Source organism: Arthrobacter sp. P1_B9 (genome assembly GCF_056406495.1).
Genome location: NZ_JBFUAA010000010.1, coordinates 93,336 through 119,758, shown reverse-complemented (window position 1 = coordinate 119,758; position 26,423 = coordinate 93,336). Strand labels below are relative to the sequence as shown.

Below are 26,423 nucleotides of genomic sequence, written 5' to 3'. Positions count from 1 at the left end.
GTGATTAGATAGCGGGGTGTCAAACCAGAATCTGAGCCGCGACGAGGCCGCGGACCGCGCCGCCCTCATCACCACTCACAGCTACGATGTCTCCCTCGACGTCCGGCAGGCGGCCGACCCGAACGTCGCCGGCTACACGAGCCGCAGCATCATCTCCTTCTCGGCCAGCGAACCCGGCGCGACGACCTTCGTGGATTTCATCGCCGGCAGCGTGCACAGCGTCTTCCTCAACGGCAAGGGACTCGCCGTCGCCGACGTCGTGGACGGTTCCCGGATCCGGCTCGAAAACCTGCAGCCGGAGAACCAGGTCACCATCACGGGAACCGCCCTGTACAGCACCTCCGGTGAAGGCATGCACCGCTTCGTCGATCCCGCCGACGGCCAGTGCTACCTCTACACGCAGTATGAACCCGCCGACGCCCGCCGGGTGTTCGCGAACTTCGAACAGCCCGACCTGAAGGCCGAGTTCACCTTCCACGTCATGGCCCCCTCCGACTGGCAGGTGTCCTCCAACGGCGCCGAGGTGCTGCGCACCCAACTGACGAGTGATCCCGCCACGAGCCGCTGGGACTTCGCGCCCACCAAGGCGATGTCCACCTACATCACCACCGTCCTCGCCGGACCGTATTTCAAGGCCGAGGACGCCTGGCGCGGCACGCTCGCCGACGGCACCGTTCTGGACGTACCGCTGGCGCTCTACTGCCGCGCCTCCATGGCCGCGTCCTTCGACACCGACGCCCTGTTCCGCCTCACCAGGAACGGGCTGTCCTTCTTCAACGAACTCTTTGATTTCCCTTACCCGTGGGGCAAATACGAGCAGGCGTTCGTCCCCGAGTACAACCTCGGCGCCATGGAAAACCCGGGCCTGGTGACCTTCACCGAAAGCTACGTCTTCACCTCCCGGGCCGCCGATTCGCAGTACCAGGCCCGCGCCAACACGCTCCTCCACGAGATGGCGCACATGTGGTTCGGGGACCTCGTCACCATGAAGTGGTGGGATGATTTGTGGCTCAAGGAATCCTTCGCTGATTACATGGGCACCCTCGGTGTGGACCGGACCACGGACTGGGACACGGCCTGGGTGAACTTCGCCAACAACCGCAAGGCGTGGGCCTACGTCCAGGACCAGCTGCCCACCACCCACCCGATCGTCGCCGACATCCCGGACCTGGAAGCCGCGAAGCAGAACTTCGACGGCATCACCTACGCCAAGGGCGCATCGGTGCTCAAGCAGCTGGTGGCCTACGTCGGGTTCGAGGCCTTCATCGCCGGGTCCCGCCAGTACTTCCGGGACCACGCCTACGGCAACACCACCCTCGCCGAACTGTTGGCCGCCCTCAGCGCCGCGTCCGGCCGCGACCTCAGCGAATGGGCCCGCCAATGGCTCCAGACCTCCGGCATCTCCACCCTGTCCAGCGAGATCACCGAATCCACCGAATCCACCGAAGACAGCAGCGCGCTCAGCTCCGTCGCCGTCCTGCAGGACGCCGTGGATCCCACCACCGGCCGGCAGGAGCCCCGCCCGCACCGGCTGCGGATCGGCCTCTACGATTTCGACGACGCCGGCGCCTTGGTCCGCACTGACAGCGTCGAGACCGATGTCCGCGGCGCCCGGACCGATGTGACCGCGCTGGCCGGCAAACCGCGCCCTGCGCTGCTGCTGGTCAATGACGAGGACCTCAGCTACGCCAAGGTCCGGCTGGACCCGCATTCCGAGGCGACTGTCCGCGGCTCCCTGGACAAGCTGGACGACCCCATGGCGCGGGCGCTGTGCTGGACGGCGCTGTGGGACTCGGCCCGGGATGCCGTCACACCGGCCGCACTCTACGTCGACGCCGTCGAGCGCTTCGGGCCCGCCGAGCCGGGCATCGGCGTCCTCCTCAATGTCCTGGGCAATGCCTCGACGGCAGTGGAACGCTACGTGCCCCGGGGCCAGCGCGATGCCGTGCGCCACGGCTTCCTCACCACGGCCGCCGAACAGCTGCACGCGGCAGCGCCGGGTTCCGACCAGCAATTGGCCTGGGCCCGGACCCTTGCCGCAACCAGCCGCTACGACGCCGGCCGGCTGGACCTGCTCAGGGGCATCCTGGACGGCAGCACGGTGATCGATGGCCTCGCCGTGGACGCCGAACTGCGCTGGAATCTCTGGCATGCCCTGGCGGCCAACGGCCAGGCCCCGCAGGAGCAGCTCGACCAGGAGCTCGCCCGGGACAACACGGCGGCAGGCAAGTCCGGGCACGCCACGGCCCTCGCCGCGCGCCCCGAGGCATCCGTCAAGGCGGCCGCCTGGGAGGCCGCCGTCCACGGCACCGGCCTGTCCAACCAGCTCCTCGGCGCCACGATTGCCGGGTTCAACACCGGCGCGGCCTCCCTGCTGGCCGGGTTCATCGACCCGTACTTCGAATCCCTCGAGGACGTCTGGGCGGACCGGAGCATCGAGATCGCCAGCCGGATTATCCGCGGCTTCTACCCCGCGGCACAGGACCTGGACGGCGGAACGCCCGAAACCCACGCCGTGATTGTCCGCACCGACCAGTGGCTGGCCGCCCACCCTGATGCGCCGCGTGCCCTGCGCCGGATCATCATCGAACAGCGCAGCCAGCTGCACCGTTCCCTCAGGGCGCAGGCACTGACAGCACCGGCCCAGGCACCATCGACTGCTCCGTAACGGCCCTTTTGACGGCTGAAATCGGCGGCTGGGCCCACGCCGGCAGGGTTCCCTGGCCGAGCTTGCGAGGCGAGGGTGCCGGTGGGGAGCAGCCGATGGGGATGAAGGCTGTTAGGGAGCGGGCTTCTTAAAGAACAGGCTCCTACGGGACCCGGTGCAGCCACTCCGTGGTGCCGAACTTGGTCTCCACGCGGCGGCGGGCGGCCTCCAGCTCGGCGTCGGTGAGGACGGACGGTGTCGCGCCGTAGCGTTCGGCGAAGACGTCCATCATCGCTGCAACGATTTCGGCGCGGGCCAGGCCGGTCTGGCGGCGGAGCGGATCCACGCGCTTCTTGGCGCTCCTGGTGCCCTTGTCGGACAGTTTCTCCTTGCCGATCCGCAGGACCTCCACCATCTTCCCGGCGTCGATGTCGTAGCTCATGGTGACGTGGTGCAGCATCCCTCCGTTGGCGAGCCGCTTCTGCGCCGCCCCGCCGATCTTGCCGTGCTCCGTAGCGATGTCGTTGAGCGGCACGTAGAAGGCGCTGATGCCGACCTTTTCCAGGGCCGCCATCACCCAGGCGTCGAGGAAACGGTACGAGTCCGCGAAGCTGATGCCGTCCACGAGGGTCTGCGGCAGGTACAGCGAGTAGGTGATGCAGTTCCCGGCCTCCATGAACATCGCTCCCCCGCCGCTGATCCGCCGGACCACGCTGATGCCGTGCCGGGCCACGCCCTCGGGATGGAGTTCGTTGCGGACGGACTGGAAGCTACCGATCACCACGGAGGGCTCCTCCCAGTCCCAGAACCGCAGGGTGGGATTGCGCCGCCCGGCGCCGACTTCCTCGGTGAGGACCTCATCCAGGGCGACGTTGACGTGGGTGGGGAGGACTGACGGGGCGATGATGTTCCAGTGGTGGTCCGCCCAGCCGGTGGCCTTCGCCAGGGCGCGGCGGACGGTGACGGCGACGGCGTCGGCGGAAAAACCGAACAGCACGGTGCCTTCGGGCAGCGCCGCCGTCACGGCGTCCGCGATGTCCGAGGCACTGGTCTCGACGGGCAGCCCGGTGAGCGCCCGGTTAATCTCCGGCAGCGCCTCGTCGGGTTCGAGGAAGAAGTCCCCGCTCAGCGAGACGTGGGCCAGGACGCCGTCGACGACGTCGAAGTCGGCGACCACGAGCTTGCCGCCCGGGACCTTGTACTCGCCGTGGTGACGGCCGCCGCCGTCGTCGTCGGGGCTGGGGGCGGTGGCCGCGGGATGGGATGTCATGACCTCCATCCTGCCGCATGCGTCCGGGAACCCGGGAACCCGGGTCACCCGTTTAGCCGGAACAGCAGCAGAGACGCAGAAAGCCCGCACCGTTGCCGGTGCGGGCTTTCCATAAGACCTTGGGGAAGAAAGTTACTTCTTGCCGCCGAAGCCCTTGAAGCGAGCGTTGAAGCGCTCGACGCGGCCTGCGGAGTCCATGATGCGCTGCTTGCCCGTGTAGAACGGGTGGGACTCGGAGGAGATTTCGACGTCGATGACCGGGTAGGTGTTGCCGTCTTCCCACTCGATGGTCTTCGAAGAAGACACGGTGGACTTGGTCAGGAACTTGACGCCGGAAGCCAGGTCGTTGAAAACAACAGCTTCGTACTTCGGGTGAGTATTAGACTTCATAATTGGACCTTTGTTCGCACAACTGGATTTTGCCAGTTGCCAGGTATGAATGGGATGGCCGGCGGAAAGCACCGGACGGCCAGCTATCAATGATAGCCGATCCCCGGACCGCTGACGAACACCATTGGCGCACGTCAGCGCGGCGCGGCCGCCGCACGATGCAGGGGCCTCAGTCCTTCGGGCGGAGCTCCCAGAACGCCACCGCCGACGCCGCGGCGACGTTGAGCGAATCGACGCCCGGGCGCATCGGGATTTTCACTGCGAGGTCGACGGCGGCCAGGGTTCCTTCGCTCATGCCCGCGCCTTCCGTGCCCAGCACCAGGGCCAGCCGCTCCGGGCGGCGCGCCGCGAGCACGTCGAGGTCCACCGCGTCATCCGTGAGTTCCATGGCCGCCACGGTGAAGCCTTGCTCCTRCAGCGCGGCCAGGCCTTCCGCCCAGTCCTCCAGCCGGGCCCACGGAACCTGGAACACGGTGCCCATGCTGACCCGCACGCTGCGGCGGTAGAGCGGATCCCCGCAGCGCGGCGAGACCAGGACGGCATCCACGCCCAAGGCCGCGGCCGAGCGGAAAATGGCCCCGACGTTCGTGTGGTCCACGATGTCCTCCAGCACCGCAACCCGGCGGGCCCCGGCGAGCAGGTCCGCCAGCGGCACCGGGGCGGGCCGGTGCATGGCGGCCATGGCGCCGCGGTGCAGATGGAAACCGGTGATTTGCTCCAGCAGAGCCGCGGGGCCGATGTAGGCCGGGACGTCCGGGTACTGCTCAAAGACGTCGGAGAGGTCCCCGGCCCACTTCTCGGCCAGGAAAAAGGACCGCGGCCGGTGCCCTGCGGCCAGGGCCCGGCGCAGGACGCGGGAGGACTCGGCGATGTACAGGCCCTCGGCGGGTTCCCGGATTTTGCGCAGGTGCACGTCCGTGAGCTGCGTGTAGTCCGCAACCCGCGGGTCGTCGGCGGATTCAAGAAAGTGAAAGGTCACGGGCAGGTCATTCCTGGGAGGCTGTTGGAAGGGCTATTTGAACAGGTTGGCGGTCATGAACCCCAGCGCCACCAGGCCCAGGGTGAAGATGACCCCGCGCAGGACCGCCGGGGAGAGCCGGCGCCCCACCCTGGAGCCAATCACGCCGCCGATCAGGGAGCTTACGGCGATCAGCCCGACCACACCCCAGTCGATCCGGTCGAAGGCGAACAGGAGGTAGGAGGCTGCGGCCACCACGTTCACGCCCAGGACCAGGAAGTTCTTCATCGCGTTGGCGTTCTGGATGGTCCCGGTCATGAACACGCCCAGGATGCCGACTAACAGGATGCCCTGGGCAGCGACAAAGTAGCCGCCGTAGACGCCGGCGAGGTACACCAGCACCACGAGCAGGACACCGTGGCGGCGGTCGCGGATCGCGTGCTCGGGGTTCTCCTCGCGGTTCCTCACCCACCGCTGCAGCCGCGGCTGGAAGACCACCATCAGCAGGGCCAGCACGATCAGGACGGGGGCGGCGTAGTAGAAGACTTTCTCGGGCAGGTGCAACAGCAGATAAGCGCCGGTGACGGCACCCAGCAGGGAGGCCGGCAGGAGCCGGAGCAGCTGCTTGCCGCGGCCCTCGAGTTCTTTCCGGTAGCCCCAGGCGCCGGTGGCGTTACCGGCCACGAGCCCCATGGCGTTGCTGATGGAGGCCGTGACGGGGGCGTAGCCCAGGGCGATCAGCACCGGGAACGTGACCAGGGTGCCGGATCCGACGACGCTGTTGATGGTGCCCGCCCACAGCCCGGCGAAGAATATGAGGGCGCTATTGAGGAGCTCCACGCGCGGTCAGCGGCCCCGTCAGCGGCTGGCGGTCGCGGTGTACCGGCCCGCGTTGACGCTGACGTCCAGCGGCAGGCCGAACGTTTCGCTCAGGTTTTCCGCCGTGAGGACCTCCTGCAGCGGGCCGGAAGCCACGACGCCGCCGTCGCGCATGAGCATCGCGTGCGTGAAGCCCGGCGGCACTTCTTCGAGGTGGTGGGTGACCAGGACGATCGCCGGGGCGGCGTCGTCGCGGGCGAGTTCGCTCAGGCGCTGGACCAGGTCCTCGCGGCCGCCGAGGTCGAGCCCCGCGGCCGGCTCGTCCAGGAGCAGGAGCTCGGGATCGGTCATGAGGGCGCGGGCAATCTGGACGCGCTTGCGCTCCCCCTCGGAAAGCGAGGCGAAGGGGCGGTTGAGCAGCGGGCCCATCCCCCACTCGTTCAGCAGCCCGAAGGCGCGCCGCTCGTCGTCCTTCTCGTAGCCCTCGCGCCAGCGGCCGGTCACGCCGTACGCGGCGGTGACCACCACGTTGAGGACCTTCTCGTGCTCGGGGATCTGGCTGGCCAGCGCAGCGGAGGACAGCCCGATCCGGGGGCGGAGCTCGAAGACGTCGACGGCGCCGAGGACTTCCTCGAGGATGCCCGCCATTCCGGAGGTCGGGTGGATGCGGGCCGCGGCCAGCTGGAGGAGCGTGGTCTTGCCGGCGCCGTTGGGGCCCAGAATCACCCAGCGTTCGCCCTCTTTGACCTGCCAGTCGACCTTGTCCAGGAGCGTCTTCGCCCCACGTACAACACTGACCCCGGCCATTTCAAGAACATCACTCATAGGAGTAGACACTAGGACAAAAAAGCGGGTGACTGATAACCGGCGCCGCGCCCTGCCGTGGAGCGTCACGCGGCGCCTGCCCAGGCGCAACGAATTCGGGCCGCCCGCCCCCGCTCGCTAGGATTGAGGCCATGAGTTCGAACGTGACCGCAGTGAGCTACGGCCTGAAACTGTCCCTTCCCGACATCCAGCGGCTGCGTTCGCTCCTGACGGCCGCCGGGCTGGGCGTCGGGGCGGAAACCCGGACCGGCGACGCCCGCTTCGAGGTATACGCCGTCGACTGCGCACTGGACAGTGTGCAGGACGACTCACTGGACTCCTCCCGGGGCGACTCCCAGGCCGGCGGAGCGGACAGCCGCCCGGACACCGGACGGGACGGACGGACTGCAGACGCCGCCACAGCCGCCGCGGTTGCGGAAGCCCGCCTGGACGGTGCGCGCCGTGCGCTGGCGGCCGCCGGCATCGAGGGCGTCGACACGGCCCTGGTTCCGGCAGCACTGCGCAGCGCGCCCCGGAAGTTCCTCATCATGGACGTGGACTCCACCCTCATCCAGCAGGAAGTAATCGAGCTGCTGGCCGCCTACGCCGGCAAGCGCGAGGAAGTGACGGCGGTGACCGAGGCGGCCATGCGCGGCGAGCTGGACTTCGCCCAGAGCCTGCACGCCCGGGTGGCGGTCCTCGCGGGGCTGCCCGCGGACGTCGTCGAGTCGGTCCGCGCCGAGGTCAGGCTGACCGAGGGCGCCGCCGAGCTGGTGGCGGCGTTCCAGGCTGCCGGCCATGCCGTGGCCGTCGTGTCCGGCGGCTTCAACCAGATCCTCCGGCCGATCGCCGAAGACCTGGGGCTGCACTACTGGATCGCGAACGAACTCGAAATCGTCGACGGCGCCTTGACCGGCAAGGTGCTCGGCGACGTGATCGACCGGGCGGCCAAGGAGAAGTACCTGCGCGAATGGGCTGCGGCCGAGGGCATCCCGATGGAACACACGATCGCCGTGGGCGACGGCGCGAACGACCTCGACATGCTGGGCGCCGCCGGGATCGGCATCGCCTTCAACGCGAAGCCGGCCGTCCGCGCTGCCGCGGACGCCGCCGTCAACCTTCCCTATCTTGACGCCGTCCGGTATATCGCCGGAGTCTGATGCATTAACCGGGAAGGCACGTTCCGGCAATGTTTAGTCAAGCATTGCCGGGACGTGCCTTCTCTACGCGCCATCCCGGCGCGCGTGGCGGCCTGCGCCTAGCTGGAGCTCTTATCCGCTGCCTGGTCCGCGGTCTTACCGAAATAATCCGCACCGCCAACGTATTCCGTGTGGCCGGTTTCGACATCGGCCGAGGCCATCTTGGCGACCTCGGCGGCAAACTCCTTGACCGAGTACAGCTTGCCGGCTTCTGCGCGGCGGGCCTCGATGGCGCCGGGGTTGGACCGGTCAAGCAGGGTGGCCGTGACGGTGCCCTCGATCATGTCGCCGGAGACGACCACGAGCGTGATCCCCTTCTCGGCCAGGTTCGGGACGAGTGCCCGGAGTGCATCCTCGCCGGCGCGCTTGCTGCGGGCCACGGGCTCGTACTCGGGCATGGTGGGCACCGTGTCGATGAAGTGGGCCTGGTGGCTGGTCACGAAGACCACGCGCGAGCCGTGGGGCATGAGCGCGACGGCGGCGTTGAGCATGTTCACCTGGGCGTCGCGGTTCAGCTTCAGCGCGTAGCCCTCTTCCATGCCGGTCTCCATGCCGCCGGAGGCGTTGAGGACCAGGAGGTCGAGCGAGCCGAAGTTCTCCATCGCGGCGCTGGCGAGGGCCTGGACGCCTTCCTGGGTGGTGAGGTCCGCCCCGACGGCCGCGGCACGGCCGCCGTCGGCTTCGATCTCGGCGACGACCTTGTTGGCGCGCGGCGCCTTCTGGCGGTAGTTGACGACGACGGCCGCACCCTCGGCGGCGAGGATTTTGGCCACTTCGGCGCCGATTCCGCGCGACGAACCGGTCACGATCGCAGTCTTGTTCTCCAGCAGTCCCATACGAGCTCCTTTGTTCCAAACGTCCAAATACTGTGGGTCTGCAATCCATCATGCCAGCGGACCGCGCCATTACAGTTGTTCAGCATCCACAAAGAAGCCCCGGCGGCGTAGTTCCGTCGTCACGTGGCTTGAACATGCCGGGGGTGGGTCAGCCGCGGTCGATCCGGATCTTCGTCGTCGCTTCACCGGTCACAACCTTGGGCGCCGGTGCGCGGACTTCCAGGACGCCGTCCTTGTACGTGGCGGTGATGTCTTCTTCCCTCACCCCTGCGGGCAGCGCGATGCTCCGGGCGGCCCGGCCGTAGCGGAACTCCGAGCGGTAACCGTCCTTGCTCTTGTGCTCGGACGACTCCCGCCGCTCCACCGCAATATTTAGCACGCCCTCGCCGACCGAGACGTCGACGTCCCGGTCCGGGTCGATCCCCGGCGCTTCCGCCCGCACCACCAGGGTGGTGCCCTCCTGGAACTGTTCGATCTTGATCCCTGGCGCTATGGACAGATCACCGTCAAGGAAGCGGCGGACCGGTTCCAGCATGTCCGAGGGCGTCCATTTGCTGAGATCACTCATGATTTCCTCCTGCGTCCACGCCCCTGCCGCGGCATGGTCAGGGGCTGTGAGCCCATTACACGCTCCAGGAGCCCCGGAGCCAAGGGCAAAAAGGCCCGGCACGGTTCCCGGCACGGAACCCGGCACGGAAAAGTGTGCGTCTCCAGTGGCCCGGTCCGGGTTGCAATAGACAGCGGACACAGCACAGCGGACTCAGAACAAGCGGACACAGCACAGCGGACGACGGCGGAATCCGCCGTCGTCCGCTGTGCTCCGCAGGAGTCCTGCGTCGTCCTGCTGTGTCAGGGGCTAGTGGCCCATTCCGAGGCCGCCGTCGACCGGAATGACCGCACCGGAAATGTACGACGCCTCGTCGCTGGCAATCCAGCGCACGACGTTGGCGACCTCGGAGGCCTCGGCGAAGCGGCCGGCGGGGACCTTGGTCAGGTAGTCCTTCTGCGTGGCCTCGGGCAGCTCGGCCGTCATGTCGGTGTTGATGAAGCCGGGCGCGACCACATTCGCGGTGATCCCGCGTGCGCCGAGCTCGCGGGTGAGCGACCGGGCGATGCCCACCAGGCCTGCCTTGGAGGCGGAGTAGTTGATCTGGCCCGGCGCGCCGTAAAGGCCGGAGACGGAGGAAATCAGCACCACGCGGCCCTTGCGCGCCCGGATCATGCCCTTGGATGCGCGCTTGATCACCCGGAAGGCGCCCGTGAGGTTCGTGTCGATCACCGAGGTGAAGTCGTCTTCGCTCATCCGCATCAGGAGCGTGTCCTTGGTGATGCCGGCATTGGCCACAAGGACTTCCACCGGGCCGTGGGCGGCTTCGACTTCCGCGAACGCGGCGTCCACCGACGCTTCGTCCGTGACGTCCGCTTTGACGCCGAGGATGCCCTCGGGCAGCGACGATTCGCTGCGGAAGGTCACGGCCACCTTGTCGCCGTTGGCCAGGAAGGACTCGGCGATGGCCAGGCCGATCCCGCGGTTTCCGCCGGTGATCAGAACGCTGCGGCCAGTGGTGGATGTGTCAGTCATATGGGGCTCCGGGATTCTGCGGCAGGGAGGGCCGCGCTGGGGGCTGGAATTTTCCTGCCTCCGATCTTAGCGCCCGGTTCGCTTCCGTTTGGGCGGCTCCGCCGATGGTGAGAGAATCGAAGTAAGCCTTGGGAGCGTGATCTGACAGCCGTGACACTCAAAAACCGACCCGGTGCTCATGTGCCCGGGAGGCCGGACTCCGAGTCCGGCGGTACCGAGGTGCACAGCATCACCGACGCCGCTGCTGCGCACTCGGACGAGATGCACCAGCGGATGGTGAAGTATGCCATCGCCATGGGCATCCGCATGGTCTGCCTGATCCTGATTTTTGTCGTGGATGGCTGGTTCAAGCTCCTGCCGATTGCCGGCGCCGTCTTCCTGCCCTGGGTGGCGGTGGTGATCGCCAACGGCAGCGACAAGGCGGAAATCCACAGTGACTCGCTCCTGGACTATGCTCCGCTCGCAGAGCTGGACGCACCGGACACCGCGGGCCCCGCCGGGCAGGATCCAAAGGGGCAGGATCTGAGCGACGGCGCAGACGGTTCAGGGACGCTGCTGCAGGGTGAGCTGATCGAAGATGAGAACGACGACGACCACGGACGGGCAGCTTCATGAATCTCTTTGACCTGGCCGGGACCGGTGGGGACACGGCCGCGGCCCCCGGCACCGTCTGCTCGCGGAAAGCCTGCCGCGCGGCGGCGGAATGGCAGCTGCTGTGGAACAATCCCAAGATCCACACCCCGGAGCGGCGCAAGATCTGGCTGGCGTGCGCGGAGCACCGCGCGTGGCTTGAGGACTACCTCCAGACGCGCGGACTGTGGAAAGAGACTGTGGTCCTCGGCGCAGAGACCGTCCCCCTCCCGGCAGTGACCGCCCCTCTCGACCCGTCAGGCAGGATCGGCTGAATGTACCGCTTTCTCTTCTCCAGTAAATGGCTGGGGTACTTGTTGCTGGCCGCGATCTTCGCTGCCGGCTGCGTTGGGCTGGGCCGGTGGCAGATGGACCGCCGCGCCGAGACCCTGGCCGAAATCAACCGGGTGGTCTCCAACTACTCGGCCACCCCCGTGCCGTTCGCCGATGTCCGGGACCAGTTCAGCCGGCTGAATCCGGAGCGGGAGTGGACCCAGGTGGAACTGAAGGGCAGCTACGACGCCGCCGGCCAGCGCATTGTCCGCAACCGCCCGCTCAACGGCCAGCCCGGCTACGAGGTGGTGGTTCCCTTCAAGCTCCAGTCCGGCGAAACCGTGGTGATCGACCGTGGCTGGCTGCCCATCGGCAACAACACCCCGGGACGGCCCGACTCAGTGCCTGCCCCGCCGCAGGGGCCGGTGACGGTGGTTGCCCGCCTCAAGCCGGCCGAGCCCGAGCTGCAGCGCGGCGCCCCTGACGGACAGCTGGCCTCGATCGACCTCTCCGCCTATTCCGGGCAGCTGGGCTATCCGCTGCTGACGGGCGCCTACGGACAGCTGGCCTCCGAGTCGCCGTCGGTGCAGGACATGCCGTTCCCGTTCCCTAAACCGACCACTGATGAAGGCACCCACCTGTCCTACTCCCTGCAGTGGTTCGCGTTCGGCGTGCTGATGTTCGTCGGGTTCGGCTACGCGGCCAGGCAGCAGGCCCGCAACGCCGCGATCGACGCGGAGGACGCCGAAGCGGAGGCCGCCGAGGGCGTGTTCCTGCACTCCAGCGGCCCGGTGGCCCGCCGTCGTCCTGCTCCGCGGAAGCGCAAGAACGCGACGGCGGAAGAAGAGGAAGACGCCATCCTCGACGCCCAGGGGTTCTGAGCGATGAGCCCTGACGCCTTTCCCGGCCCGGTGGCCAACGTCAAGCGTGCCCTCACCGCCCTGGGCGCCCAGGACACCGTGACGGTGTTCGACGCGAAGGTGCCGACGGCGGCAGCGGCCGCCGCGGCGCTGGGCTGCGATGTCGCGGCGATCACCAACAGCCTGGTGTTTGAGCTCGGGGGCACCCCGCTGCTCATCCTGGCCAGCGGCGCGGCCAAGGTGGACGTCCGCAAGGTCGCGGACCGGCTGGGCACGGGCAAGATCCGTCGTGCCTCCCCCGAGTTCGTCCTGGCCCACACCGGCCAGGAGGTGGGCGGCGTCGCCCCGGTAGGCCACCCGGAGAAGATCCGGACTCTGCTGGATGAGTCGTTGTCGGCCCACCGCGTGCTCTGGGCGGGGGCAGGGGATCACAACTCGATGTTCTCGATCAGCTACGCGGACCTGCACCGGATCACAGGCGCGGAAGAGATGCCGGTCCGCTGACCCGGCTGCCTCGCTGCTGGGGACGTTTTCCGTGCCGGGAACGGCCCCCGCTTCGGGTCGGTTGGGTGACTTACGCCAGCGTGATGAGGTCCAGGTAGTCTTCGTTCCAGTGGTCCTCGATGCCGTCGGGAAGCAGGACAACACGCTCCGGGTTGAGCGCCTCAACGGCGCCCTCATCGTGGCTCACGAGGACGACGGCGCCGGTGTAGTTGCTCAGGGCCCCGAGGATTTCGGCGCGGCTGGCGGGGTCCAGGTTGTTGGTGGGCTCGTCGAGGAGCAGCACGTTCGCGCTCGAGGCCACGATGGTGGCCAGCGCCAGCCGGGTCTTCTCGCCGCCGGAGAGCACACCGGCGGGCTTGTCGACGTCGTCGCCGGAGAACAGGAATGAGCCCAGGATATTGCGGACTTCCGCGTCGTTCATGTCCGGGGCGGAGGAGCGCATGTTCTGCAGGACGGTGCGGTCCACGTCGAGTGTCTCGTGCTCCTGCGCGTAGTAGCCCACCTTCAGGCCGTGGCCCGCAACGACTTCGCCGGTGTCCGGCTTGTCGACGCCGGCCAGCATCCGCAGCAGCGTGGTCTTGCCGGCGCCGTTGAGGCCCAGGATGACCACCTTGGACCCGCGGTCAATGGCAAGGTCGACGTCGGTGAAGATCTCCAGGGAGCCGTAGGACTTGCTGAGGCCGTCCGCGGTGAGCGGGGTCTTGCCGCAGGGTGACGGGTCCGGGAAGCGCAGTGCTGCCACGCGGTCGGTCGCGCGGACGGCTTCGAGGCCGCCGAGCAGGCGCTCGGCACGCTTGGCCATGTTCTGGGCGGCGACGGCCTTGGTGGCCTTGGCGCGCATTTTGTTGGCCTGGTCGATGAGGACCTGGGCCTTCTTTTCCGCATTGGCCCGCTCACGCTTGCGGGCGCGCTCGTCCGTTTCGCGCTGGTTGAGGTAGCGCTTCCAGTCCATGTTGTAGAAGTCGATCTGCGCGCGGTTGGGGTCGAGGAGGAAGACCTTGTTGACGGTCGCTTCAAGCAGTTCGGTGTCGTGGCTGATGACAATCAGCCCGCCCTGGTGGTTCTTGAGGAACTCACGGAGCCAGGAGATGGAATCGGCGTCGAGGTGGTTGGTGGGCTCATCGAGGAGCATGGTTTCGGCGTCCGAGTACAGGATGCGCGCAAGCTCGACGCGGCGCCGTTGTCCACCGGACAGGGTCTTGAGCGGCTGGTTCAGCAGCCGGTCCGGCAGGGCGAGGTTCGAGCAGATCGCTGCCGCCTCGGCTTCGGCGGCATAGCCGCCGGCGGCCAGGAATTCGGATTCAAGCCGGTCATAGCGGTTCATCGCCTTGCGCTGGACCGTAGCGTCCTCGCTGGCCATCTCTTCGTGCGCCAGGCGGAGCTTGCCCACGGCAATGTCCAGGCCGCGGACGGACAGGATCCGGTCCCGCGCGAGCTGCTCCATGTCCGGGGTGCGCGGATCCTGCGGCAGGTAGCCGATTTCGCCGGTGCGGGTTACCTTACCGGCGGCGGGCAGGCCCTCGCCCGCAAGCACCCGGGTCAGCGTTGTCTTGCCTGCACCGTTACGGCCGACCAGACCGATCTTGTCTCCCTTGTCGATCCGGAAGCTCACCTGGTCCATGAGGAGGCGGGCGCCGGCGCGCAGTTCGAGATCCTGGACGGTAATCAATGCAGCTAAGGCCTTTCACAACAGGGAATGCCGCGGCACGACGGGTGGAGTCTGGGCGGGGCCGGGGCAGGGCGATGCGAGAGCACGGCCTCTGCAAGTCTACCGGCACCACCCCGGCTCCCTGACATTGGCACGTATGGCAGCAGGCAGCCGCCGTCGCGATGCTGGCCCGGCCGGCTGGCCGTGTTCATTGGCGGTGCCCTCCAGCAACCGGGCCGCGCGTTAGTGGGGCGCCTACAAAAAACCGTCCGCGCGGCGGCCGTACAGTCAATATCACAATCCATATTTCCGCCGCAGCCCCCTGAGCAGCACCCCGACAGGAACATCATGACGCAAACCGACCGTCCCGCCGCAGCCAGGACCCCGCACCGCCGGGTCCGCTGGAATGCCACCGACCTTGGCCTCATCGCCGTCTTCGCCGCCCTGGTGGCCGCTTCGGCACTGGTCGCCGCCATTCCCGTAGGCGGCCTCGGCGTGCCCATCACGCTGCAGACCCTAGCCGTCATGCTCACGGGCCTGGCCCTGGGCCCTGGCCGGGCCTTCGCCGCCGTCGGCCTGTACCTGCTCCTGGGCTTCGCCGGCTTGCCGATCTTCAGTGGCGGCCGCAGCGGGCTGGGCGTCCTCGCCGGACCCTCCGCCGGCTACATCATCGGGTTCCTGCTGGCCGCCACGGCCGTCGGCTGGCTGACCGTCGTCGTGCTCAAGCGCACCGCCAACCGCAAAGGCAGACTGCGTGCCATCCTCTTGTTCGCCGCCGCCATGGTGAGCAGCATCGTCTTCATCCACGGCCTGGGCATCCTGGGCATGATGGTCAACGCCAAGCTGGACTTCTCCAAAGCCTTCCTGGCCGATCTCGTGTTCTACCCCGGCGACATCATCAAGAACGTCCTGGCCGTCAGCATCGCCTTGGCCCTGCACAAGGCCTTCCCGGACCTGCTGCTGCGCCGTGTCCGGACGGTTGACACCCGCCCGTGAGCATCATCGTCCTGGACCGGGTTTCGGTGCGGGTGCCGGTTGACGGCCGCCCCGCACCCAAGACGCTGCTCCAGGAGTTTTCGCTCGACCTGACGGAACGGCGGATCGGGGTTATCGGGGCCAACGGCTCGGGCAAGTCCACCCTCCTGAGGCTCCTGAACGGCCTCGTGGCACCCAGCGACGGCACCGTGAGAGTCGACGGCGCCGATACCGTCCGGGCCGTCCGTGAGGTCCGCCGCCGCGTGGGCTTCGTGTTCACCGACCCGCTCTCCCAGCTCGTCATGCCCACCGGACGCGAGGATGTGGAACTGTCCCTGCGCCGCTCCATCCGCAACGCCACCGAGCGCAGGGCCCACGCGGAGTCGGTGCTGGAACGGTTCGGTCTCCTGCCGCTGGCGGACCAGAGCATCTACGAGCTCTCCGGCGGCGAACGCCAGCTCCTGGCGCTGGCCGCGGTCCTGGCCGTTGATCCGGAGGTGCTGGTTCTGGACGAGCCGTCCACACTGCTGGATCTGCGGAACCGCGAACTCCTGCGGCGCACCCTCGCCGGGCTCCGCCAGCAGGTGATTCTGTCCACCCACGACCTCGAGCTGGCCCTGGACATGGACCGCGTCCTGGTGGTGGATGCCGGGAAGGTGGTGTTCGACGGCGAACCGGCGGCCGCCGTCGCCCGTTACCGCGCCCTGTGCGCGGCGGGCCTGCCAGCGGCTAACGGCGTCCCAGCCGGCGGTGGGCTCGGCGGCGTAGCCGGCGGCCGGCTGGAGCGGGCCGTGCCCGACCAGGCCCGGCGGGAGCAGGCGTGAGCGGTCACGGCTTCCTGCTGGCGGCGTATGTGCCGGGCTCGTCCCTGGTCCACCGTGCGCCGCTGTGGCTGAAGTTCCTGCTGGTCGTTGGGTGCGGAATGACGTCGTTCCTGATCGCGGACTGGGCCGTGTCGGCCGTCATGCTGGTGCTGCTCTGCGGACTGTTCCTGCTCAGCGGGGCCGGCCCGGCCCGGCTGTTCCGGGCGGTGCGTCCGGTTCTTCCGGTACTCGTGGCGATCGGGCTTTTTCAATGGTGGCAGCTGGGCGCACCGACCGCCGCCCGGATCGTCCTGAACGTCCTGGTCTGCGTCGTCGCGGCGTCTATCCTGACCGCCACCACTCCTGTGCAGGCACTCCTCGACGGCGTGGCGTCGCTTGCCCGGCCGTTCCGGCGCTTCGGTGCGGACCCGGAACGCTTCGCCCTGACCATCGCCATCATGCTCCGCAGCATCCCGTTCGTTGCCGGGGCCTACACGGACGTGCGCGACTCGGCCCGGGCGCGCGGACTCGAACGCAACCCGCGGGCCCTTGTGTTGCCCGTCTTCATCAGCACGGTGGCCTTCGCCCGGCAGACCGGCGAGGCCCTCGCCGCCCGTGGGCTGGGTGAGCCGGAGGACCCGGAAGACTAGCCCCGGATGGCCGGGCCGCGGTTCCGCTGCCAACCCAGTGGACATGCCCTCCCCTGGCCGCAGCCAGTGGACCTGCCCTCACGTCGCTGCGGTGGCGTTCGCAGGTGACCCGGTGCCGCCGGTGATGTTCAGCGGTTTGATGCTGACGAAGGCGTCCCAGGTTCCGGTCTTCTTCATGTGTCGGCTGAGGGGTCCCAGCTTCCAGAGTTCGCCGAGCGGCATGCCGAGTTTGGCCAAGAGCTGTTGGTGCATCATGCCGTGGTCGTTGGGCGCCGATAACAGAAAGGGGCTTTCGGGAATGACGGGCAGGCATTCGAGGGCGAAGTTGTCGGCGGCAATCAGCGCGAGGCGGTGGTCCCAGGCCCAGGCGACGAATTCCTGTGATTGGGCGATGCCGGTGGCGCGGCGGCTCTCCCGGGTCTGTTGCTTGTCCGCCATGGTCAGGGCCAGGAACCATTCACACCATCCGGTGTGGAGCATGAGGATGTCGCCGGGCTGGATGGTGAGGGATTGGGCCTGGATGGCTGCCTGGATCAGGTCAAGACTGAGGGGCTCACCCGCTGCGTGGTCAATGGGAGTGCCTTCGCCGGTGCGGTAGCCGTCGAGGTCGACGAGCACTCCCCTGCCGACGATGGGTTTGTCAGCCCATTCCTGGATGCCGAGGTCCGGGGTGCCTTCCGCAATCCGGTCATCGCGGGTGCCGTTGTAGAAGCCGATGTCGTCTGCCCGGCGGTGCCGGAGCCCGTCGACCTGCGTGGATCCCTGGAGGTAATACCCGTCCAGGTAGTCGTCCCGGTGCGCCTGGTGGGAGGAGTAGATGGTGTGACGAGGGGCGCTGCGCTTGAGTGACATTCCGGGATCGAAGGCATCGGCCGGGTAGTCCAGGCCGAAGACCACGCCGGTCCTGATGCAGTTCCTGGCCTCCAGGGTGGTGTCCTGCGTGATGAAGGACGGCGTTCCGCGGTCCGGCTGAAGAAACAGTCCCCACGACGTCCCGGATAGCGCGCCCTCCCGTTCGAGAAGTTCGGCGAAGGACGGGTAGGTTCCGGATTCCCTGGTGTCGGTCATCGCGTCGCTGCCTTCTGGGGAGTCTGTTCTTTGTTTTCGTAGCGCTTGTAGTTGAGGAAGAACCCGGCGATCGCACAGATCGATGCCGCAAGGCACATCGGGGGCTTGACGGATTCGTTGAAGAATACGAGCCATTCGCTCTGGCCGGCGGCAAGGGCGATGGCCTGGCCCGTCACGAACAGGACTCCGCCGGCGAGGAGGGCGGCGAGGCTCACGATGAAGATGACTTCGATGGCTCGTCTGATCTTGTGCATGTCGCGGTTCCTTTAGATCGGCAGGATGCCGAGGATGATGAGCACGCCGATGCCCAGCAGGGGCAGGGCGTAGTGGGTGAGCAGTCGGGCGAAGGTTTTGATCGGGTCCACGTCCGCGATGCCGCAGGCGACATACAGGGGCGCGCCTCCGGGGGGAACGGCGGCTTCGCAGGATGAGAAGACGAGCACGGCGACGGCGGCGGTGGTCGCCGGAACACCGGCGCTAACGAGTGTGGCGACACCGACGGTTCCGACGGCGGCCATGGTGGCCGTGGCGGAGAGGGGCGCGGCGACGGCGATGACGATCAGCCCGATGAGGATGGCGAGGAGCCACAGGGGCAGGTTCATCCGGTTGAGCAGTGCCGTCATTTGCTGGGGCAGGCCGGTGACGGCGAGGGCGTTGGCGCCGGCGAAGGCGAAGACGACAGTGATGCCGACGATCCCGAACCTCGGGGCGGACTCCTGCAGCAGGGTCCACCAGCCCCGGCCGCTGCGTGGGAGGTTTTTTCGGCCGAGGACGGCGCCGGTGATGATCAGGACCACCGGGATCCAGACGATGATGCTAAGGGACTTGGTGATGTCTCCGCCGGTCCAGTCCGACAGTGCGGTGGCGATGAAGCCGGAGGTGATGATCAGTGGGATGGCCACCACGACGAACAAAAGCAGCATGGCCCAGCCGCGGCCGAACGCCGCCCGGACCGGCAACCGGTGCGCGGCATCCAAGGGTGTCATCCCGCTCTTGCGGATCAGCAGCCAGGTGACGATCAGCCGGTGCAGGAAGCACCACAGCCCGCCGATGAACAGCGGAAGCACGAGTTCATTGACGTTTAGCAGGGGCCCGACTGTGGCGGAGCCGACCAGGACGAACATCGAAGCGCTGAACGGGAAAGTGATGCCCATTCCGGCGTTTCCCGCGACGAGGGTCGCGGCCGCGGGCTTGTCGAGCCGGGACTTTTCCATCCACGGGATGGTCACGGAACCCACGGTCGCGGCGATCGCCGCCTGGTTGTGGACCACCCCGCCGAGGCCTGCCGACGCCACGGTGGACACCCAGGCGGGGCCTCCCTTGGTACCGCCGATCAGTGAGTTCAACAGGTCGATGAGCCGGTCCAGCACTCCGGTCTTGTCCAGCAGGTACCCCATGAAGACGAACGCCATGGTGGCGTAGACGATTTCATCAGTCACCGCCGTGTAAAGGGAGGACCAGCCGATCTGCGCCGCTGTGACCCCCGTGAAAGGCAGGACGACCAGGAATCCGAGGATCATGGCCTCTCCAACGCTGCGTTTGAGAAGGGTCGTCCACAGCAGGATGACGGCCAGATAGGCTGCCAGGGCCCAGATGCCGATCATGCTGCTGCTCCTGACGGGGTAGTGCTGGTTTGCGGATGGTTCATCATTGATTCCTGTAAAAGATTCTGCCTGAGGTCGGGGTCAGCGCAAGGCCGGCGCCGCCTGTGCTGATTTCTCGGCGATGCGCGTAAGTGCCGCAGCGGAGGCTGTGGTCATTTCGGCGGGGACTCCGAGGTCGGTGAGGTAGCCGGCAGTGTCCTGCATCTCCTTGGAACGGCGCAGGGCGTGCTTGGCTGTGCCGGTGAGGAACCTGTCGATGACTGCCTGGCCGTCCCCCGCCAGCTGCCTGGCGATCTGACTCCGGATCCAATCTTCCAGTCCCGCGGCCCGTCCCGCCGTGACGGCTTCGACCACCACGGAGGCCAGGCCTTTCATCAAGACGCTGCGGAGCAGTTTGTGGGCCATCGCGGCCCCGGGCTCGCCGTCGGCGATTTCGACCTCGGCACCAAGCGGCGCCAGGAGATCGGCAACGGCCCGGGACCCCGGGCCACTGACCATCAGCGGGGTCTTCTCGCCCAGCGCGGCTACGGGCCCGAGGATGGCGACGTCAACGAAGAGTGCCGGACTGGGCAACTGCCCAAGTTCCCGCATGACGTGCGGTGAGGACGAGGTGAAGTCGGCATAGCAGCTGCCCTCCGGCAAAACGGGCAGGCATTCCTGGGCCACACTGCGGGCTGCGGCCGCTCCGGTGAGGACCAGGACAACGTCTGCGCCAAGGCACGCCTCGGCCGCGGTTGCTGCCCTGGTGACGCCGGCCGGGGTGGATGGTGCGACGGGATCAAATCCTGTGACGCTGTGGCCTGCCGCAATGAGTGCAGTCGCGTAGGTGGCTCCGGCTTCGCCGAGGCCGATGATGGTGCACGCGGTCATAGTTTTCTGTCTTTCTTGCTTTAGTGTCGGTCGGCGATGATGGCGGCCCGGCGGGTGGTTTCGTCGTCGAAGACTGCTTCGGCGGCTTCGGCTACAGCAATTGCCTGTTCCCTGGGGATGACGACGACGCCGTCGGAGTCGCCGATGATGATGTCCCCGGGCAGGACGGGGATCCCGCCGAAGGAGATGGGCGTGCCGAGACGGGAGGGTCCGTTCTTGTATGGTCCGGCCGGGGTGATGGCGCGGGCAAAGACGGGCATGCCGATCTCGCGGAGGGCTTCGGCGTCGCGGGCTGCCCCGTCCAGGGCGAAGCCGGCGAGGCCAAGATTGATGGCCCGTTCGCCGATGAGCTCGCCCAACAGTGCCCGGGATTCGTCTCCGCCGCCGGCGACGACGATCACGTCCCCGGCGCGGGCGAGCTGCAGTGCGCGGTGGATGCCCTGGTTGTCCCCGGGGCGTGTCCAGACGGTGAAGGCTGGTCCGGCGAGGCGGGCGCCGGGCCAGATTGCCTGAATGGCTGAGTCCGCGATTCCGAGGCGGTCCATGGCGTCGCCGATGTTGGCGGCGGGAAGTTTGGCAAGGCGGCCTATCAGGTCCCGGTCGGGGCGGACGAAGTTTGCGTCGATGTCCTCAAGGACAGGAGTTGTCATGGTGGATTCTTCCGTGGGTGGCGGCTGGTGGTTGGACTAGTCTTTTTTCTGGACCAGCGGGAGGACCTTCTTGAAGACCTCTTCCTGTCCGGCCCAGAACTTCTCGTAGTCGGTGCCGGAGAGGTAGCTGGTCTGCAGGCCCAGGGCGCTCATCTTTTCCTTGACGGCAGGATCCTCGATGGCCTTTTGGAGGGCGGCTTCCAGCTTCTTGGCAACGGCGTCCGGCAGCCCGGCCGGTGCGGAGTAACCGCGGACCGTACCGGCTTCCACCTCGTAGCCGGATTCCTGGAAGGTGGGAACGTCCGGCAGCGAGGGTGAGCGTTCGGCGGTCATGATGCCCAGGACCCGGGCCTTGCCCTGCTTGGTCAGGTCGGTCACGTCACTGACGTTGGCAACCAGGACGTCCACGTGCCGGCCGAGGAACGCGGTGGTGGCCTGGGAGGCGCCTTCGGAGAAGTGCACGGGGGCGAATTCGGAGCCGGTGGTTTCCTGGATCTGGGCCAGGGCGAAGTGTTCGCCGGTCTGCAGTCCGGTGGTGCTGGCGGTCATGGATTTCGGGTTTGCCTTGGCGGCGTCGAGGAGTTCCTTCAGCGTCTTGTACGGGCTGTCCGGCTGGACGGCAATGACGGCGGGGTCGATGACCTGACGGCCGAGGGGCTGGAAGCTGGCGCGGGTGTATTTGGCGCCGCGGGCCGGGTCCAGCGGTGAAACGACCACTGACGGTGAGCCGGTTGCGCCGATGGTGTACCCGTCGGGCTTGGCGCTGGTCAGTGCCGTGTAGCCGATCTGTCCGCCGGCGCCTGGCTTGTTGATGACCTCGACGTTGGTGCCGAGTTCCTTCTCCAGGATCGGCTGAACGAGGCGGGCTGCGGTGTCCACGGCTCCGCCGGAGGAGAAGGCAACAATCAGGTCGATGGACTTGCCCTTCTTGGGGAAGTCCTCCCCTGAGGTGTTGGAGGCGTTGGCGCCGCAGCCGGTGAGGGCGATAAGTGCTGCTGCTGCGAAGGCTGCGGTGATTTTATTGCGTGACAAGGGTCTTCTCCTTTGAAGAAATGCGTTGGTGGCTGGTGGGTGTTTGGACGGTGTATTAGGAGGGTCAGGCTTCGGGATCCTCGGTGAGGGCCTTGGGTTTGCGGAACTTGAGCAGCGGGCTGCAGATGATCAGCACGCCGGCGCCGATCAGGACGGCGGAGATGGGGCGGCTGGTGAAGACGCTGAAGTCGCCTTGGGAGATTTCCAGGGATTCGCGTAGTGAGCGTTCCATCAGGGGGCCGAGCACCAGGGTGAGGACCATCGGTGCCAGCGGGATGTCCAGGTTCCTCAGGGCCAGGCCGAGTAGGCCGAAGCCGATCATCACGAACACGTCGAAGACGCTGAAGTTGATGGTGTAGGCGCCGATGACCATGAAGAGCAGGATCAGTGCGGTCAGGATGGGCGTGGGGACGCGCAGGATGGAGGTCCAGAGGCCGACCAGGGGGACGTTGAGGAGCAGCAGCAGCACGTTGCCGATGAAAAGGCTGGCGATGATGGCCCAGGCGATCTCGGAGTGGTCGGTGAACAGCGCGGGCCCAGGGGTCAGGCCCTGTTGCAGGAACGCGCCCATCAGCACGGCGATGGTCGGGGATGCGGGGATGCCGAGGGTGAAGAGCGGGATCAGGGCGGCATTGGCGTGGGCGTTGTTGGCCGTTTCGGGACCGGCGACGCCTTCGACTGCGCCCTTGCCGAGTTGGTGGCGGAAGCGGGAGAACTTCTTTTCCGCGGCATAGGACAGCAGGGACGAGACTGATCCGGTCATGCCGGGAATAAGGCCGAGTCCGAAGCCGACGCCGGTGCCCCGGGCCATGGCGGGGGCGCTTCGGCGCCATTCCGTCCGGGTGGGGAGCAGCGAGCGGAGTCCGGGGGCATGAACCAACGGAGTCTCCGCGTTTTTCCGGTGGGACAGGATTTCGGAGAGCCCGAAGACGCCGACAATGACGGCCACGAAGCTGACGCCGTCCAGGAGCCGGTCCATCCCGAAGGTGAAGCGCGGGGCGCCCGCGACGGGGTCGATGCCGACCATGGAGATCAGCAGGCCCAGGGCTCCGGAGATGATGGCCTTGACCATGGATTTGCCTGCCAGGGCGACGAGCAGGGAGATACCGACGACCATGAGCGCGAAGAACTCCGGCGGCCCGACGAGCAGGCCCAGTTCGCCCAGGGGTTTGGCGGCCGCGACCAGGCCGATGGTGGCGATGGTTCCGCCGATGAAGGATCCTACCGCGGCCAGGGTCAGCGCCGCACCGGCCCTGCCGAGCTTGGTCATCGCGTAACCGTCGATGGTGGTGATCGCCGACGACGCCTCACCCGGAGTGTTCAAAAGGACACTGGTGATGGTTCCGCCGTACTGGGTGCCGTAGAAAATGGCGCACAGCATGATGATCGAACCGGTGGGGTCCAGGTTCAAAGTGAGCGGGATGAGCAGGGCTACACCGGCCACCGGGCCAACTCCGGGAAGGACCCCAATGATGGTGCCCAGCAGGCAGCCCAGGAAGGCGAAGATCAGATTTTGCCAGGTCATGGCGGCTGCGAAGCCGCCGAGCAGTTCGTTAAGTGTGTCCACGTCTATAGTCCGATCAGGTTCAGCGGAGCGAATGCCGAGACGGGGAGTGCGACGTTCAGCCCGTAGTTGAAGGCATAGAACGCACCGACGCTTCCGGCAAGGGCGATGATCAGGGAGGACACCCAGGTCCGGCGGCCCCGCAGTTTCAGGTGATAGAGCAGGAACAGGAACATGCTCAGCTGAAAGCCCAGCAAATCCATGACGGACGCCACAAGCACAAGGCTGACCACGACCGCGATCACCAGACCCCTGTCGATCCCCTCGGCCCTCTCGCTCGGCCGGCGCAGCTCCTGGACCAGCCAGAGCGCTGACATCGCGACCAGCACCCCTCCCATGGCGAACGGGAACAGGCCGGGGCCGGGCCCCAGCGACGTCCACAGGCCGAGGCCGACCGAACTGACCAGGACATACACGCCGACGGCGGTGAAAGTGCCGACGCCCGCAAGCACCGACGGAGCGACACGAATGGCGCGCTCGGGTTTAGTCAGTAGTGACTCCGTTGTCATTGTTTCCTTCTTACGTTCCGTGATCTTTCATTTCATAGAATGAAAGAATGTTTCGTCTGAAGAAATAGTGACAGGAGACACAATCACTGTCAAGCGCAGTGAAGTTACATAGAATGAAACAATGACAGTGACTTCGACACATTCGGCCGGCTCCGCTGAAGAGGGCGGCCCCAAAGCCGGGAACATGCGCTCCCTGTCCAGGTCGATGGAGGTCTTCGCCGAACTCCAGCGTGCGGAGCGGCCCCAGCGCCTCAGTGATTTGGCCCGGACTTGCGGGATGAGCCTGCCGACCACACTGCGGATCTTGCGTGTGCTTCAGGATTTCGGCATGGTCAGCCAGACGGATAAGTCCTACCGGATAGGGCCCGCAGTCCTGCCGGCGGCCCGTAGCTACCTGGAGAACGACCCCCTCGTGGTTGCCGCGAGGCCGATCCTCCAACAGGTGGCCTCGCAGACAGGACTCACGGCATCGCTGTACACCAGACTGGGCTTTGAAAGGATCCTCGTAGCACGTGTCGACGGCGACTCGCCCCTCCGCTATGACCTGCCGCTGGGTAAGCGGCTCCCCCTCACCGTCGGAGCGGCCGGGAAGATCCTGCTGGCCACCGTTTCCGATGCGGAACTCGGGCAAGTGGTAGCCGCGGCCGTCGCATCCGGCCATGAGGAGAGTACATTTACTGCCGACGAGCTCCGCGCACGCCTGCCTGAGCCCGGCGTCGATTACGCGTATTCGGCCGATGAGCGTGCCACCGGCGTGCTGTCGGTCGCCGTCGCTGTGCCGAACGGAACCCGACGCCCCAGTGAGTCCATGGCACTAACCAGCCCCGTTGAGTCAGCCACCGAAGCAGGCCTCGAGGCCGGCGTTCCTGAACTCCGGCGCGCCGCCAGCCGACTCTCAGAGCTCTTGGAAGGGTCTGTCTACTAGGCGGGGGACCGCCGCCACCACGCCACCACGTGCCCGCTCCCCGTGCCCAAGAATGGGCATGTCCTTCCCCGAGGCCACGCCGGGGCATGCCCGCACCGGGTACAGGGACATGCCCTCCCCTGCCCGCAGCCAGTGGACATCTGGCCTATATGTCCATCCTGCGCCGCGAAGAATGGGCATGTCCCCCTCCCGGGGCCTAATTGAGGCGCGCGTAACCCAGCAGCGCGGCCGTGCCCATGCCGCCTGCGATGCTGATCATCGCCAGGGAAAGCTGCCCCGGCGCCGGGGACCTGCGGGCCTGTGCCAGCAGCCGGGTGACCAGTACCGCGCCCGAGGCTCCATAGGCGTGACCGAGGGCCAGGGCGCCGCCGTCGAGGTTGGCCTGGTCCGGGTCGATTCCCAGCTGGTCAAAGCACGCGAGCGTCTGGGCCGCGAAGGCCTCGTTGAATTCCACCAGGCCCACGTCCGCGGCCGTCAGTCCGTGTGCCGCGAGGAGCCGTTCGGCCGCCGCGGCCGCGCCGATGCCGAGGATCTGCGGCGCCACCCCGGCGGTGTCGGTTCCCAGGACCAGCAGTCCGTCGGCGGCGCCCAGCTGCCGGGCCCGCTCCATGGACGTGACGAGGACGGCGGCGGCACCGTCGGCGTCGAAACAGGAGTTACCGGCCGTGACCGTGCCGCCGCTGGCAAATACAGGCGGGAAACGGGCCATCAGGGCCGGGCCAAGACTCGGCCGCGGTCCGTCGTCGGCTGCCGCGGACCCCCCGGAGCCGGCGGCGAGGGGCACGATTTCGGCGTCGAACGTCCCGGCGGCCGCGGCGGCCAGGGCGCGTTGGTGGCTGCGGAGCGCGAAGGCGTCCTGGCGTTCCCGGCTGATGCCGAAGCGGGCGGCGACGTTTTCGGCCGCCACCCCCATGTCGGGGTCGCCGAAGCTCAGCGGCGCGAACTGGGCCCGGCTGTAGAAGTCCGGGCTGCCGTCGTCGTTGCGGTGGGCGCGGAGCGGAGCCGTGCTGATGCTCTCGACGCCGCCCGCGAGGTACAGGCCGCCGCCGCCCGCCGCGACCAGCCGGGAGGCCAGGACGATCGCGTCCAGACCCGAGCCGCATTGCCGGTCCACGGTGACGCCGGGGACGGTGACCGGCAGGCCCGCCTCCAGCGCGGCGAGCCGGGCCACGTTCCCGCCGCCGCCCACGGCGTTGCCGATCACGACGTCGGTCACGGATTGCCGGCCGGGGCCGGCGCCGGCATCGGCGAGCAGGCTGCGGAGCACCGGAGCCAGGAGTTCGTGAGCGCGCAGCTTCTTCAGGGCCCCGTTGGCCCGGCACAGCGGCGTCCGGCGCGCGGCGATGATCACCG

The 26,423-nt window shown here is 67.5% G+C and carries 28 protein-coding genes; 10 read left to right on the top strand and 18 right to left on the bottom strand.

Annotation, left to right across the window (positions count from 1 at the left end; translation table 11 throughout):
• Positions 1 to 16: 16 nt before the first annotated feature.
• Entirely contained in the window at positions 17 to 2,668 is a 2,652-nt protein-coding gene (gene pepN, locus AC1D1A_RS14840; RefSeq protein WP_476858588.1) for an aminopeptidase N, read from the top strand.
• A gap of 142 nt (positions 2,669 to 2,810) precedes the next feature.
• Here the strand turns inward: pepN and AC1D1A_RS14835 are convergent, their stop codons facing one another.
• From AC1D1A_RS14835 to AC1D1A_RS14815, 5 genes are all read right to left on the bottom strand, one after another.
• Positions 2,811 to 3,917, bottom strand: a complete 1,107-nt coding sequence (locus AC1D1A_RS14835; RefSeq protein ID WP_476858589.1) for a lipoate--protein ligase family protein — start codon at positions 3,915 to 3,917, stop codon at positions 2,811 to 2,813.
• 132 nt (positions 3,918 to 4,049) lie between these two features.
• Positions 4,050 to 4,307 carry a type B 50S ribosomal protein L31 gene (locus AC1D1A_RS14830; protein WP_018772953.1) on the bottom strand — a complete coding sequence of 86 codons (258 nt, stop codon included), beginning with the start codon at positions 4,305 to 4,307 and terminating at the stop codon, positions 4,050 to 4,052.
• 169 nt (positions 4,308 to 4,476) lie between these two features.
• Positions 4,477 to 5,286, bottom strand: a complete 810-nt coding sequence (locus tag AC1D1A_RS14825; RefSeq protein WP_476948037.1) for a TrmH family RNA methyltransferase — start codon at positions 5,284 to 5,286, stop codon at positions 4,477 to 4,479.
• Between the two features lie 33 nt (positions 5,287 to 5,319).
• Positions 5,320 to 6,105 carry a sulfite exporter TauE/SafE family protein gene (locus tag AC1D1A_RS14820; RefSeq protein WP_476849642.1) on the bottom strand — a complete coding sequence of 262 codons (786 nt, stop codon included), beginning with the start codon at positions 6,103 to 6,105 and terminating at the stop codon, positions 5,320 to 5,322.
• An 18-nt stretch (positions 6,106 to 6,123) separates the two neighbouring features.
• The gene (locus AC1D1A_RS14815) at positions 6,124 to 6,909 is read right to left on the bottom strand and encodes an ABC transporter ATP-binding protein (protein WP_476849641.1); all 786 of its coding nucleotides are present in this window, start codon (positions 6,907 to 6,909) and stop codon (positions 6,124 to 6,126) included.
• A gap of 131 nt (positions 6,910 to 7,040) precedes the next feature.
• Between AC1D1A_RS14815 and serB the strand changes: the two genes are divergently transcribed.
• The gene (gene serB / locus AC1D1A_RS14810; protein WP_476849640.1) at positions 7,041 to 8,048 is read left to right on the top strand and encodes a phosphoserine phosphatase SerB; all 1,008 of its coding nucleotides are present in this window, start codon (positions 7,041 to 7,043) and stop codon (positions 8,046 to 8,048) included.
• Positions 8,049 to 8,146: 98 nt separating this feature from the next.
• On the opposite strand, the gene AC1D1A_RS14805 is transcribed toward serB, so the two are convergent.
• From AC1D1A_RS14805 to AC1D1A_RS14795, 3 genes are all read right to left on the bottom strand, one after another.
• Positions 8,147 to 8,923 carry an SDR family oxidoreductase gene (locus AC1D1A_RS14805; protein WP_476849639.1) on the bottom strand — a complete coding sequence of 259 codons (777 nt, stop codon included), beginning with the start codon at positions 8,921 to 8,923 and terminating at the stop codon, positions 8,147 to 8,149.
• Positions 8,924 to 9,071: 148 nt separating this feature from the next.
• Positions 9,072 to 9,491 (bottom strand): Hsp20/alpha crystallin family protein, encoded by a 420-nt coding sequence (locus AC1D1A_RS14800; protein WP_028275538.1) that lies wholly within the window; start codon positions 9,489 to 9,491, stop codon positions 9,072 to 9,074.
• A gap of 288 nt (positions 9,492 to 9,779) precedes the next feature.
• Positions 9,780 to 10,505 carry a beta-ketoacyl-ACP reductase gene (locus AC1D1A_RS14795; RefSeq protein WP_230008961.1) on the bottom strand — a complete coding sequence of 242 codons (726 nt, stop codon included), beginning with the start codon at positions 10,503 to 10,505 and terminating at the stop codon, positions 9,780 to 9,782.
• Between the two features lie 150 nt (positions 10,506 to 10,655).
• Here AC1D1A_RS14795 and AC1D1A_RS14790 point away from each other — a divergent pair, with 150 nt between their 5' ends.
• The 4 genes from AC1D1A_RS14790 to AC1D1A_RS14775 are packed head-to-tail and all read left to right on the top strand — an operon-like array spanning position 10,656 to position 12,772.
• A complete protein-coding gene (locus tag AC1D1A_RS14790; protein WP_476872549.1) occupies positions 10,656 to 11,120 on the top strand; it encodes a DUF3099 domain-containing protein in 465 nt (154 codons plus the stop codon).
• The gene (locus tag AC1D1A_RS14785; RefSeq protein ID WP_476948036.1) at positions 11,117 to 11,410 is read left to right on the top strand and encodes a hypothetical protein; all 294 of its coding nucleotides are present in this window, start codon (positions 11,117 to 11,119) and stop codon (positions 11,408 to 11,410) included. The genes AC1D1A_RS14790 and AC1D1A_RS14785 overlap by 4 nt, the downstream gene beginning before the upstream one ends.
• The gene (locus AC1D1A_RS14780; RefSeq protein ID WP_476849637.1) at positions 11,411 to 12,289 is read left to right on the top strand and encodes an SURF1 family cytochrome oxidase biogenesis protein; all 879 of its coding nucleotides are present in this window, start codon (positions 11,411 to 11,413) and stop codon (positions 12,287 to 12,289) included.
• 3 nt (positions 12,290 to 12,292) lie between these two features.
• Positions 12,293 to 12,772, top strand: a complete 480-nt coding sequence (locus tag AC1D1A_RS14775) for a YbaK/EbsC family protein (RefSeq protein WP_476948035.1) — start codon at positions 12,293 to 12,295, stop codon at positions 12,770 to 12,772.
• 70 nt (positions 12,773 to 12,842) lie between these two features.
• Here AC1D1A_RS14775 and AC1D1A_RS14770 read toward each other — a convergent pair whose 3' ends face one another.
• A complete protein-coding gene (locus AC1D1A_RS14770; protein ID WP_476855914.1) occupies positions 12,843 to 14,441 on the bottom strand; it encodes an ABC-F family ATP-binding cassette domain-containing protein in 1,599 nt (532 codons plus the stop codon).
• A 327-nt stretch (positions 14,442 to 14,768) separates the two neighbouring features.
• On the opposite strand from AC1D1A_RS14770, the gene AC1D1A_RS14765 reads away from it, so the two are divergent.
• Genes AC1D1A_RS14765 through AC1D1A_RS14755 form a run of 3 tightly spaced genes read left to right on the top strand, consistent with a single transcriptional unit; the run spans position 14,769 to position 16,848 of the window.
• Complete coding sequence (locus AC1D1A_RS14765; RefSeq protein WP_476948034.1) at positions 14,769 to 15,416, top strand: biotin transporter BioY; 648 nt, start codon at positions 14,769 to 14,771, stop codon at positions 15,414 to 15,416.
• On the top strand, positions 15,413 to 16,219 hold the full coding sequence (locus AC1D1A_RS14760; protein ID WP_476855916.1) for an energy-coupling factor ABC transporter ATP-binding protein: 807 nt from the start codon (positions 15,413 to 15,415) through the stop codon (positions 16,217 to 16,219). The genes AC1D1A_RS14765 and AC1D1A_RS14760 overlap by 4 nt, the downstream gene beginning before the upstream one ends.
• Positions 16,216 to 16,848 (top strand): energy-coupling factor transporter transmembrane component T family protein, encoded by a 633-nt coding sequence (locus AC1D1A_RS14755; protein WP_476849632.1) that lies wholly within the window; start codon positions 16,216 to 16,218, stop codon positions 16,846 to 16,848. The genes AC1D1A_RS14760 and AC1D1A_RS14755 overlap by 4 nt, the downstream gene beginning before the upstream one ends.
• 78 nt (positions 16,849 to 16,926) lie before the next feature.
• On the opposite strand, the gene AC1D1A_RS14750 is transcribed toward AC1D1A_RS14755, so the two are convergent.
• From AC1D1A_RS14750 to AC1D1A_RS14715, 8 genes are all read right to left on the bottom strand, one after another.
• Positions 16,927 to 17,916: a cyclase family protein gene (locus AC1D1A_RS14750; RefSeq protein WP_476948033.1), complete on the bottom strand. Its 990-nt coding sequence runs from the start codon at positions 17,914 to 17,916 to the stop codon at positions 16,927 to 16,929.
• Complete coding sequence (locus AC1D1A_RS14745) at positions 17,913 to 18,170, bottom strand: hypothetical protein (protein WP_476855918.1); 258 nt, start codon at positions 18,168 to 18,170, stop codon at positions 17,913 to 17,915. The genes AC1D1A_RS14750 and AC1D1A_RS14745 overlap by 4 nt, the downstream gene beginning before the upstream one ends.
• Positions 18,171 to 18,182: 12 nt before the next feature.
• A complete protein-coding gene (locus tag AC1D1A_RS14740; protein ID WP_476948032.1) occupies positions 18,183 to 19,520 on the bottom strand; it encodes a TRAP transporter large permease subunit in 1,338 nt (445 codons plus the stop codon).
• An 81-nt stretch (positions 19,521 to 19,601) separates the two neighbouring features.
• Entirely contained in the window at positions 19,602 to 20,390 is a 789-nt protein-coding gene (locus AC1D1A_RS14735; protein ID WP_476855920.1) for an NAD(P)-dependent oxidoreductase, read from the bottom strand.
• Between the two features lie 20 nt (positions 20,391 to 20,410).
• On the bottom strand, positions 20,411 to 21,040 hold the full coding sequence (locus AC1D1A_RS14730; RefSeq protein WP_476872551.1) for an RraA family protein: 630 nt from the start codon (positions 21,038 to 21,040) through the stop codon (positions 20,411 to 20,413).
• Between the two features lie 36 nt (positions 21,041 to 21,076).
• A complete protein-coding gene (locus AC1D1A_RS14725) occupies positions 21,077 to 22,072 on the bottom strand; it encodes a tripartite tricarboxylate transporter substrate binding protein (protein WP_476948031.1) in 996 nt (331 codons plus the stop codon).
• A 64-nt stretch (positions 22,073 to 22,136) separates the two neighbouring features.
• On the bottom strand, positions 22,137 to 23,639 hold the full coding sequence (locus AC1D1A_RS14720; RefSeq protein ID WP_476948030.1) for a tripartite tricarboxylate transporter permease: 1,503 nt from the start codon (positions 23,637 to 23,639) through the stop codon (positions 22,137 to 22,139).
• 2 nt (positions 23,640 to 23,641) lie between these two features.
• A complete protein-coding gene (locus AC1D1A_RS14715) occupies positions 23,642 to 24,145 on the bottom strand; it encodes a tripartite tricarboxylate transporter TctB family protein (RefSeq protein WP_476948029.1) in 504 nt (167 codons plus the stop codon).
• A 121-nt stretch (positions 24,146 to 24,266) separates the two neighbouring features.
• Between AC1D1A_RS14715 and AC1D1A_RS14710 the strand changes: the two genes are divergently transcribed.
• Positions 24,267 to 25,070 carry an IclR family transcriptional regulator gene (locus AC1D1A_RS14710; protein WP_476931037.1) on the top strand — a complete coding sequence of 268 codons (804 nt, stop codon included), beginning with the start codon at positions 24,267 to 24,269 and terminating at the stop codon, positions 25,068 to 25,070.
• A 196-nt stretch (positions 25,071 to 25,266) separates the two neighbouring features.
• Here AC1D1A_RS14710 and AC1D1A_RS14705 read toward each other — a convergent pair whose 3' ends face one another.
• On the bottom strand, positions 25,267 to 26,421 hold the full coding sequence (locus AC1D1A_RS14705; protein WP_476872145.1) for a thiolase family protein: 1,155 nt from the start codon (positions 26,419 to 26,421) through the stop codon (positions 25,267 to 25,269).
• Positions 26,422 to 26,423: the final 2 nt, after the last annotated feature.

What these genes read in the sequence shown, in the direction of transcription:
- AC1D1A_RS14835 (WP_476858589.1), bottom strand. Translation starts at nt 3,917, where the DNA reads ATGACATCCCATCCCGCGGCCACCGCCCCCAGCCCCGACGACGACGGC.
- AC1D1A_RS14830 (WP_018772953.1), bottom strand. Translation starts at nt 4,307, where the DNA reads ATGAAGTCTAATACTCACCCGAAGTACGAAGCTGTTGTTTTCAACGAC.
- AC1D1A_RS14815 (WP_476849641.1), bottom strand. Translation starts at nt 6,909, where the DNA reads ATGAGTGATGTTCTTGAAATGGCCGGGGTCAGTGTTGTACGTGGGGCG.
- serB (WP_476849640.1), top strand. Translation starts at nt 7,041, where the DNA reads ATGAGTTCGAACGTGACCGCAGTGAGCTACGGCCTGAAACTGTCCCTT.
- AC1D1A_RS14805 (WP_476849639.1), bottom strand. Translation starts at nt 8,923, where the DNA reads ATGGGACTGCTGGAGAACAAGACTGCGATCGTGACCGGTTCGTCGCGC.
- AC1D1A_RS14800 (WP_028275538.1), bottom strand. Translation starts at nt 9,491, where the DNA reads ATGAGTGATCTCAGCAAATGGACGCCCTCGGACATGCTGGAACCGGTC.
- AC1D1A_RS14795 (WP_230008961.1), bottom strand. Translation starts at nt 10,505, where the DNA reads ATGACTGACACATCCACCACTGGCCGCAGCGTTCTGATCACCGGCGGA.
- AC1D1A_RS14785 (WP_476948036.1), top strand. Translation starts at nt 11,117, where the DNA reads ATGAATCTCTTTGACCTGGCCGGGACCGGTGGGGACACGGCCGCGGCC.
- AC1D1A_RS14780 (WP_476849637.1), top strand. Translation starts at nt 11,411, where the DNA reads ATGTACCGCTTTCTCTTCTCCAGTAAATGGCTGGGGTACTTGTTGCTG.
- AC1D1A_RS14775 (WP_476948035.1), top strand. Translation starts at nt 12,293, where the DNA reads ATGAGCCCTGACGCCTTTCCCGGCCCGGTGGCCAACGTCAAGCGTGCC.
- AC1D1A_RS14765 (WP_476948034.1), top strand. Translation starts at nt 14,769, where the DNA reads ATGACGCAAACCGACCGTCCCGCCGCAGCCAGGACCCCGCACCGCCGG.
- AC1D1A_RS14750 (WP_476948033.1), bottom strand. Translation starts at nt 17,916, where the DNA reads ATGACCGACACCAGGGAATCCGGAACCTACCCGTCCTTCGCCGAACTT.
- AC1D1A_RS14745 (WP_476855918.1), bottom strand. Translation starts at nt 18,170, where the DNA reads ATGCACAAGATCAGACGAGCCATCGAAGTCATCTTCATCGTGAGCCTC.
- AC1D1A_RS14740 (WP_476948032.1), bottom strand. Translation starts at nt 19,520, where the DNA reads ATGATCGGCATCTGGGCCCTGGCAGCCTATCTGGCCGTCATCCTGCTG.
- AC1D1A_RS14735 (WP_476855920.1), bottom strand. Translation starts at nt 20,390, where the DNA reads ATGACCGCGTGCACCATCATCGGCCTCGGCGAAGCCGGAGCCACCTAC.
- AC1D1A_RS14730 (WP_476872551.1), bottom strand. Translation starts at nt 21,040, where the DNA reads ATGACAACTCCTGTCCTTGAGGACATCGACGCAAACTTCGTCCGCCCC.
- AC1D1A_RS14715 (WP_476948029.1), bottom strand. Translation starts at nt 24,145, where the DNA reads ATGACAACGGAGTCACTACTGACTAAACCCGAGCGCGCCATTCGTGTC.
- AC1D1A_RS14710 (WP_476931037.1), top strand. Translation starts at nt 24,267, where the DNA reads ATGACAGTGACTTCGACACATTCGGCCGGCTCCGCTGAAGAGGGCGGC.